Annotated in this window: 9 protein-coding genes; 5 read left to right on the forward strand and 4 right to left on the reverse strand. The window is 47.5% G+C overall.

Annotation, left to right across the window (positions count from 1 at the left end; all coding sequences use genetic code 11):
* The first annotated feature begins 34 nt into the window (after positions 1 to 34).
* Positions 35 to 1,285: an NADP-dependent isocitrate dehydrogenase gene (icd, locus tag B9Y90_RS14895; protein ID WP_039292075.1), complete on the forward strand. Its 1,251-nt coding sequence runs from the start codon at positions 35 to 37 to the stop codon at positions 1,283 to 1,285.
* A gap of 539 nt (positions 1,286 to 1,824) precedes the next feature.
* A complete protein-coding gene (locus B9Y90_RS14900; protein ID WP_085541678.1) occupies positions 1,825 to 2,034 on the forward strand; it encodes a DUF6434 domain-containing protein in 210 nt (69 codons plus the stop codon).
* 114 nt (positions 2,035 to 2,148) lie between these two features.
* Here the strand turns inward: B9Y90_RS14900 and B9Y90_RS14905 are convergent, their stop codons facing one another.
* Positions 2,149 to 2,694 (reverse strand): cysteine hydrolase family protein, encoded by a 546-nt coding sequence (locus tag B9Y90_RS14905; protein ID WP_085541679.1) that lies wholly within the window; start codon positions 2,692 to 2,694, stop codon positions 2,149 to 2,151.
* 338 nt (positions 2,695 to 3,032) lie between these two features.
* On the reverse strand, positions 3,033 to 4,241 hold the full coding sequence (locus B9Y90_RS14910) for an MFS transporter (RefSeq protein ID WP_085541680.1): 1,209 nt from the start codon (positions 4,239 to 4,241) through the stop codon (positions 3,033 to 3,035).
* Between the two features lie 103 nt (positions 4,242 to 4,344).
* On the opposite strand from B9Y90_RS14910, the gene B9Y90_RS14915 reads away from it, so the two are divergent.
* Positions 4,345 to 5,253: a LysR family transcriptional regulator gene (locus B9Y90_RS14915; RefSeq protein WP_085541681.1), complete on the forward strand. Its 909-nt coding sequence runs from the start codon at positions 4,345 to 4,347 to the stop codon at positions 5,251 to 5,253.
* 60 nt (positions 5,254 to 5,313) lie between these two features.
* Here B9Y90_RS14915 and B9Y90_RS14920 read toward each other — a convergent pair whose 3' ends face one another.
* Together B9Y90_RS14920 and B9Y90_RS14930 are read right to left on the reverse strand one after the other, a co-directional pair.
* Entirely contained in the window at positions 5,314 to 6,297 is a 984-nt protein-coding gene (locus B9Y90_RS14920) for a glycosyltransferase family 2 protein (RefSeq protein ID WP_085541682.1), read from the reverse strand.
* 194 nt (positions 6,298 to 6,491) lie between these two features.
* A complete protein-coding gene (locus B9Y90_RS14930) occupies positions 6,492 to 7,247 on the reverse strand; it encodes a DeoR/GlpR family DNA-binding transcription regulator (RefSeq protein ID WP_039292088.1) in 756 nt (251 codons plus the stop codon).
* A 107-nt stretch (positions 7,248 to 7,354) separates the two neighbouring features.
* Between B9Y90_RS14930 and B9Y90_RS14935 the strand changes: the two genes are divergently transcribed.
* Both B9Y90_RS14935 and B9Y90_RS14940 read left to right on the forward strand, forming a co-directional pair.
* Positions 7,355 to 7,939 carry an NUDIX hydrolase gene (locus B9Y90_RS14935; RefSeq protein ID WP_085541684.1) on the forward strand — a complete coding sequence of 195 codons (585 nt, stop codon included), beginning with the start codon at positions 7,355 to 7,357 and terminating at the stop codon, positions 7,937 to 7,939.
* A gap of 10 nt (positions 7,940 to 7,949) precedes the next feature.
* Positions 7,950 to 8,309 (forward strand): DUF4406 domain-containing protein, encoded by a 360-nt coding sequence (locus B9Y90_RS14940; protein WP_085541685.1) that lies wholly within the window; start codon positions 7,950 to 7,952, stop codon positions 8,307 to 8,309.
* The last annotated feature ends 300 nt before the right edge of the window (positions 8,310 to 8,609 follow it).

The raw sequence follows: 8,609 nt of genomic DNA on the forward strand, positions 1-8,609 counted from the left end.
AACAAAAAACCAGAAGCGCTCGAAGGAGAGGTGAATGGAAAGCAAAGTAGTCGTTCCGGCGGAAGGTAAAAAGATCACCCTGCAAAATGGCAAAATCAACGTTCCTAACAACCCGGTGATCCCGTTCATTGAAGGGGACGGTATTGGTGTGGACGTGACCCCTGCCATGATTAAAGTGGTGGATGCTGCCGTGGCAAAAGCCTACAACGGCGAGCGGAAAATTTCCTGGATGGAAATCTACACCGGCGAAAAATCTACCCAAGTTTATGGCCAGGACGTCTGGCTGCCAGAAGAAACTCTGGACCTGATTCGTGACTACCGCGTGGCCATCAAAGGCCCACTGACTACCCCAGTTGGCGGCGGTATTCGCTCCCTGAACGTTGCCCTGCGTCAGCAGCTGGATCTGTACGTTTGCCTGCGCCCGGTACGTTACTACCAGGGTACCCCAAGCCCGGTGAAACAGCCTGAGCTGACCGACATGGTTATCTTCCGTGAGAACTCCGAAGATATCTATGCGGGTATCGAGTGGAAAGCGGACAGCGCTGAAGCGGACAAAGTTATCAAGTTCCTGCGTGATGAAATGGGCGTGAAGAAAATTCGCTTCCCTGAGCACTGCGGGATCGGCATCAAGCCTTGTTCCGAAGAAGGCACCAAACGCCTGGTACGTGCGGCCATTGAATACGCGATCACCAACGACCGTGATTCCGTGACCCTGGTGCACAAAGGCAACATCATGAAGTTCACCGAAGGCGCGTTCAAAGACTGGGGCTACCAGCTGGCTCGTGAAGAGTTCGGCGGCGAGCTGATCGACGGCGGCCCGTGGGTGAAAATCAAGAACCCGAACACCGGCAAAGAGATCGTTGTAAAAGACGTGATCGCCGATGCGTTCCTACAGCAGATCCTGCTGCGTCCTGCGGAATACGACGTGATCGCCTGTATGAACCTGAACGGCGACTACATTTCTGATGCCCTGGCGGCACAGGTTGGCGGCATCGGTATCGCCCCTGGCGCTAACATCGGCGACGACTGCGCGCTGTTCGAAGCGACCCACGGCACCGCACCTAAGTACGCAGGCCAGGACAAAGTAAACCCAGGCTCCATCATTCTGTCCGCAGAAATGATGCTGCGTCATATGGAATGGTTCGAAGCAGCTGACCTTATCGTTAAAGGTATGGAAGGCGCTATCGAAGCTAAGACCGTAACCTATGACTTCGAGCGTCTGATGGATGGCGCTAAACTGCTGAAATGTTCAGAGTTTGGCGACGCTATCATTAAACACATGTAATCAGCGCCGCTGGTGATGTGACAACGGGAGCCTCAGGGTTCCCGTTTTTTACTGCTTACTTAAAATTTTCCCAAATATATTTCCCCAAACCCCACCTCATTTATTCCGTTTTAGATTTGATATTGGCTATTCGTTTCAGATGTTCCAGGTCATACGATGTTCTTAAGTTTGTCAGAGGAATACCAGCATATTGCTATCGCGGTAAGTGCTCCTATTAACCATGGAACTTGGGAGCCATTAAAGAAATTGTCGCCAACCAGTCTACCTGCAATATTGCAAGAGAAAATGGTTGACACTACAAACCAAATACGAACAAAACTTGCCTTATTCATTTTTATGATTTCCCAAGGTAATCGATATCGAGCATCACAGGATGGATTCATGCCCTGATATGAACGGGCTGGGGTTATAAGCTAGCCTAAAAAGGGAGGGATACACAAAATGAAAATCGCGAATTGGGACTGCCATAATTGGTGGGCATTATCACAAGCATTTGCTGAGTGCCCGTGATATCGGTTGCTTATTACAGGAGTTAACACGTGAATATCGACTGGCACTGTGCTGTACTAACACGCTCGACTGTCGTGGATAAAAACTACAAAAATACGCAAAACGTTCGCCGTTTCATGATTGATGAGTGTGGACCGCGTTTTCGATTCGATCGCGAATTTATGGCATGGATACGAAACGATGTGCCCAAAAATTTGGGAGATGTCGTTGAGGAGTGGAAGCGCAGGCATATCTTCTAGAGAAAGCGTCTCTAGTTTTCACTTAACGCCATCCCTTAGGTCCTCGCCCGTCAGCTTCATTCCAGAAGCTGAAGTTAGGTTTTTTTAGCCGCCGTGGGGCGGCCCAGATAAGACTCATTTCTCAGAGTGAAAGCACCAGCCAGCCGCTGTGGCAAGCGTGACAAACGGTCCAGCCAGCGTAACGTTGTGATGGTTGATGATTTCACTCGCCGACAAATATTTGTTATCCATTGTGGTATGCGCATCTGAAATCAGTACGGTCCTGAACCCAAGCTCTGGCGCTGCACGGCAGGTCGTATCCACACAAAATTCTGTTTTCATCCCGGCGATAACCAGTTGTTTAACACCTCGTTGAATAAGCTGTAGCTGAAGCTCAGTATCGCGGAAGCAATTGGGATACTTTTTTATAAACACCACATCCTGTTCAGCATTTACGTTCAGTTCGGGTATCAGTTGTGTTAACGGACTTTGCTCTGAGAATGGGGAGTTACTGGGTCCGGTGTGGCGGGCAAAAAATACGGGCACCTCAGCCTGCCTTGCTTTTTCAATCAGCAGTTGAATATTTAACAGAACGGCGTCAGAGAAATACGGGGAAGTGGGCCCATGGAAAAGCCCCTGCTGCATGTCGATAATTAAAAGTGCATTTTCAGATAACATCATATTTTTCTCCATTCAAAGGGTTATGAACGGAGATATTTTCTTCCCCGTCCGGTTTGGCGGGGATTCAGAATCTGTTTCGTCAGAAGCCAGTCACAGATCCGTCCACACCGCAGAAGGTGGTGGTGGTCACTGTGGTTGTTGTCTGAACTGACTTCATCATTTTATTATCTTCTTGTTTGCGTAAGGGATCTGGAACAGTAATGGTAAAAACTGCCTTTTTTGTAGCACTGAGTAAATACCGTAATCAATAAATATTTTCCTGGAGAACGTTGAGTTTTAGCTGCCATACACTTGGTACCCTTGTTTTTCGTCCGCCTCGCACGTCATCAGCCAGGACTCTACTCACTAATAAGACGTTCAGCCTGAATTGCCCGTTTAGCCAGTTTCTTTTGCAGAATAATAACGATAACCGGGAATCCTGATGCGGAAATGGCACATAGCCCCAGCAACGTGTTCATATTCTCTGGTGCTGTGTCATAAACGGGTAAGAGAAAGGCTGACAGGAAAAATGCGACTGTTGTCATCAGATACATTATTGATGTCTGTAGGGAAGCGAATCCCGCTCGTTGCCCGTCATCTGGAAACTGAATAGTAAGCGCCGAAGAGGAAACCAGGCGACTGTAAGATGCCCCGAGAAATAAAATAATAAATAACGCCGAGTGCGGATAGCCCAGCACGGGGATTAGCAAACTCAGTATAAAAACGAGGGTTGAGCCTGCAGCCAGACTCAAAGCAGAAAAACGTGACGTTAAAGCACCGGTCATTTTGGTAGACAGATACCCGGCAATGCCTCCGGCGAAGAACAGCCAGGGCAACTGCTCCAGTGAAGCACCCAACTGCCGGGTCATTAATGGCACCAGGAGCGGGATGATCAGCATCGGGCTAAACTGCACCAGCGCATTGCCCGAAGCGAACAGTAAAGTATCTCTATCGAGAGGCAATGTGGGGGATGTGTCGCAGGAGACCGGATCTCGAGGGATAAAGGAGACAATAAGTGGCAAGGCTAATAAACACAGGGTACTGATTAACCACAACGCGGCATGCCAGCCATAATGAGCACACAGATATAATATTGTGGGCATGCCTGCAATGCTTACTAGCGAAAATGACGCAATCACCGTTGCCAGCATTTTTCCGCGCAAGTTAGCGGGGGCGCGATTGATCAATATGCTAATCCCCACTCCCATTGTTGTCCCTCCCACCAGGCCCGCACAGAATCGCAATGCCAGCAGAAGGTTAAAACTGGAGGTGAATGTAGTCAAAAGCGTCAGCAGGCCCAGCAGCGCCATATTGGCGAGTAAAAAACGTTTCTTGTTGAAACGACCGATCCAGTAGAAGGCCATAATGCCCGACAGGACGGCCCCGAACGTATACATCCCAGAGACATAGCCTGAGAATGAAATAGGCACTGAGAAATCTGCGGCCATAAAAGCAAAAACAGGGTTAAACATCATGTATTCCAGCGCGTTAGTGAACTGGACAAAAGCCATGATAAGCGCTATCCGCATGAGGGATTTATCGTTAAACGTCTGTGTGACGGGTGGCATAACAGGCAACCTGTGGATGAAAGATGCTCGAGTTTAACTACTATCAATACCGGTGATTAGGTGGTAAAAGTGGCACTGATTATTATCATTTATGGGATAGTTGATGCGTCCGGCGCTTGATTTTAATACCCTGAAAGTGTTCATTGCCGTGGTGGAAAGAGAAAGTTTTGTTGGGGCATCAAAAGTGCTTGAGATGCCGACATCAAACGTGAGTCGCTGTATCTCTCAGTTAGAAGAAAAACTGAATCTGCAGCTCATTGAGCGCAGTACCCGGCATATGAAACTCACCCAGGCGGGGCATCTGCTTTATACCCGGGCGAAACCATTGGTTGAGGCGCTTGAGCAGACTGAGACAGAATTAACTTTGCGGCAAATGCAACTCAAGGGTCCACTACGTATCTGTATTCCGAATGAACTGGGGCCTGCATTGCTAGGGGGGATTATTGCCGATTTTGCCTGTCGGCACCCGGACCTGGAAATCAGCTGTGTCACCAATCTGTCCGGGTTTGAATCCCTGCGCGACGATCTGGATTTAGCGATCATTGTTAGCCGAGGCCAGATGGATGACAGCGACTATATTGCCCGTCATCTGTTGACTATCCCTTGTACTGTGGTTGCAGCTCCGTCTCTCATTCAGCGTTATGGTACGCCTGCTCGCATACAGCAATTTGAAGCATTGCCCTGTATTACAACCGTAAGTGCATTGAAAGGAGCGCCCTGGCAGTTCGTCAATAAAAAGGGGGGATTCGAGACTATCAAGGTGAAAGGGCATTATCGGGTAAACAGCGGAGAGATGGCCGGGCGAGCGGCGGTAGCAGGTGTCGGGTTTGCCATTCTGGCGAAACAAGCCTGCCAGCCCTACATTAACGATGGCCGGTTAATCGAAATTGAGTTGGAGCAAACGGCAGCCCCGCTGCAGCTGTATGCGCTCTATTCCGACCGGCGTTATTTACCCGGTAAAATAAGAGCGTTGATTGATTTTATGCATCAGGAATTGAGTCGTAGATCCTGAGTAATTTAGGAGGATATTACTCAGGGGGGATATTTACCAACAGCAATAAAAATTTTTAATTTATCTACGTAAAAACTTATTTTTAATGAGGAATTTTATTCTGTTAAGCTGACAATACTCTCTGAGGAAGTAGAGTTTTATTCTCTTGCTGATTCTTTCATTCTTGCTGAAAGGTAAGGTCAGTGATTTTATTTTCTTGATCTGATCGGCATCAAAGAAACAATAACCATGCACATTCGTACTGATCCTTCTTAATAGGCCGTATGTGGAGTGTACGGCAGGGGCCAGAATGTTCGCTGCATCTGGATCACTTTTATCAAGTATTTCTCTAAATGTAGCCAGTGCAAAGATAACATCATCGATATCTTTTCTTGTTGGTGTGTTTGTTATGCTGCCCTCTCTTACTCGGTAAAGAAGTAGTTCATCCGTAAGGCTATAGATGCTTTTCACTTCATTGTAAATTAAAGGTGTTGTGGCAACGTCCTCATAGTTCCGACCGACAGGATAATGTACTTTATTAAATAACTCTCTTTTATAAACCCTGGACCATGGGAACCATTCGTTTCGCTGGAAAACATCGCGCAGATCTAGCAGGGATTTTATGTCTAAAAATCCCATTCTGGTGACCATTACAACAGGTGTGCGTATGTTATGATTTCCATGATAAAAACGGTTTGCATTAAACTCAATTAAATCAACACTCTTGCTCTCTAGTATGGGTTTTATTTTTCCCCAAAATGTATTCTCCCAAAGATCGTCTCCATCAAGTAATGCTAAATAATGTCCCACTGCCATATTGATGCCAGCGTTCCTGGCTGCTGAGATGCCCTGGTTTTGTTGCGAGATAACCTTAATCTCTCTTGCTGTGTGGTTTTTTATAAAAAAATCTATTTTTTCGAGGGAACGATCTGTAGAGCCATCATTGACGATAATGATCTCGACGCGATCGTCTATTTGTGCATATACGGAGCTTAAGCACTCATAGATGTAATCCTCACAGTTATAGCAAGGAATGATGACGCTTAATAAAAAATTTGAAACCATTAACGTTACCCTGTTTTTATATAATGTATTAATTATCCTAAAAAACCAGACGCTTCATCTCAAAGCGTTACAGATTTTATCAGTAGCGAAATGGGATAGAAAGCTGAAACTGGCTGCACACAGATACGCTCCTCGCCTCATGGCGAAGTTCAGCTAAGCATGGAATTCTACAGAATTGTATCAGTAAACGGGCATTAAGCTTTCATCACCGTGATGCCTTTTGCTTCCATACTGTTGACCCAATTCTCATCGGTATCGCTGTCAATCACGACTGTGTTGATTAATCCCAGGTCGCCGATTACGAATGATGAAGCGGTGTTGATCTTTTCCGGTGACGCCAGCACGACGGTCTCTGCGGCTCTGCCGGAAAATGCACGTTTTATGCATGCTTCTTCGTAATCACCCGTGGTTAACCCTGCTTCGGGATGCACGCCGGTCACACCCATGAAGAAAATATCCGCATGAATGTTGCTGATGCCTTCAATCGCCGCCGCCCCGACGGTGACAATAGAGTGCTTGTAGAGGCGGCCGCCAATCAAAATCACCTCAATGAAAGGCTTATCAATAAGCCCCAAAGCGACACTGGGGCTGTGGGTCACCACCGTGATACGCAGGTCATCGGCGAGGCAGGCAATAAGCTCGGATGTGGTTGTTCCCCCGTCAATCATTACCACCTGGCCTGAGGAAATCAGTTCGGCTCCCTTTCTGGCAATCTTAACTTTAGCATCAGTTTTTAATGACTTACGCTCAGAAAAAGTGGCCACTGCAGAAGAGGAGGGCAAGGCGCCGCCGTGAACACGTTGCAAGTGGCCTTCTGCGGCAAGCTCGCGTAGGTCCCGGCGGATAGTGTCCTCTGAAACGTTAAATCGTCCACTCAGAGTTTTTGAGAGAACCTGACCTTCGACATGAAGTTGCTCCAGAATGAGCTGTTTACGTTGGTGAGTAAGCATAGGGTAGTCCTTGAAAATGCATGTTCATGCATGTTATTGCACGATTGATCTTGAATTGGCACGATGATGCTGTTTATGATGCGAACACTACGTAAACAGGAGTGAACATGCAACCCAAACGTGCAGAAGTACGGATCGTCGAGGACAGGATATTGTCCGATGACTGGTATTCGCTTAAAAAATATACCTTTGATATTCATCGCAGAAACGGCGACTGGCAGCGACTGAGCCGCGAAGTTTACGATCGGGGTGATGGGGCTACCATCCTGCTTTATAACCGTGACAGGAAAACCGTCATCTTAACGCGTCAGTTTCGTTTTCCGGTCTTCATGAACGGTCACGATGGTTATCTGATCGAAACGGCCGCAGGGCTGCTCGACAATATGGATCCAGAAAACCGCATAAAAGCGGAAGTTGAAGAAGAAACTGGCTTTCGCGTTTCCAGCGTGCAGAAGGTTTTCGAAGCTTACATGAGCCCGGGGTCGGTAACGGAGAAACTCTATTTTTACATCGCTGAATATGATGCTGGTGACAAGGCTGGCGTGGGCGGCGGAATAGAAGCTGAAGGTGAAGATATCGAAGTGTTAGAGCTGACCATCGATGCTGCCCTAGGCGCCGTTGAACGTGGCCTGATCGTCGATGGTAAAACCATTATGTTGCTTTATCACGTTGCTCTGAAAAGTATTCTGTGAGGTTCTCAGCATGAAACAACTCATTCTTATCGCCGGCCCCTACCGCAGCGGTACTGACGGGAAACCAGATCTTATCGAGGCCAATCTTGCCCGGCTGGAAAATGCCGCGCTAAAGGTATACCAGCGGGGGCACATTCCCGTCATTGGCGAATGGCTGGCGCTGCCCCTGGCTAAAGCCGCAGGCTCTAAAGCTATTGATGATGAAATTGCGGAGTCTATGTTTTACACGGTTGCGCATCGTCTGATCGCAAAATGTGATGCCATATATCGCATTGAAGGCAAGTCTAGAGGGGCCGATATGGATATCGAGGTTGCACGCAAGTATGGGCTGGCTGTTTATTTCCGCCTGGAAGACATCCCGCAGGCATGATTTTGGCGTTCAGTTGCCTGCCAGTGTGCAGGCAACTGGCGGCGTCTTCAATGAACAGTATATTCAATCATGAAAACAACATTTGCTCTTAAACATACTTGAGATGTGAATCATCTGTGGCCGGGAATAAGCGTTAAATCAGGTTCCGATATAAATCGCTTTAGTTTTAAACCCGTTATATTTTCCCTGACCCTGATTGATATTTGCTAAATAGCTGTTCCTAATACCGCTACACTTTTGCGAGACCATGTCGGCCACCCGGGAATGGACTGGCTGTTTTCATAAAATGGCGAACCTTTT

It is taken from the genome of Cedecea sp. NFIX57, assembly GCF_900177785.1.
GTDB classification, from domain to species: domain Bacteria; phylum Pseudomonadota; class Gammaproteobacteria; order Enterobacterales; family Enterobacteriaceae; genus Cedecea; species Cedecea neteri_C.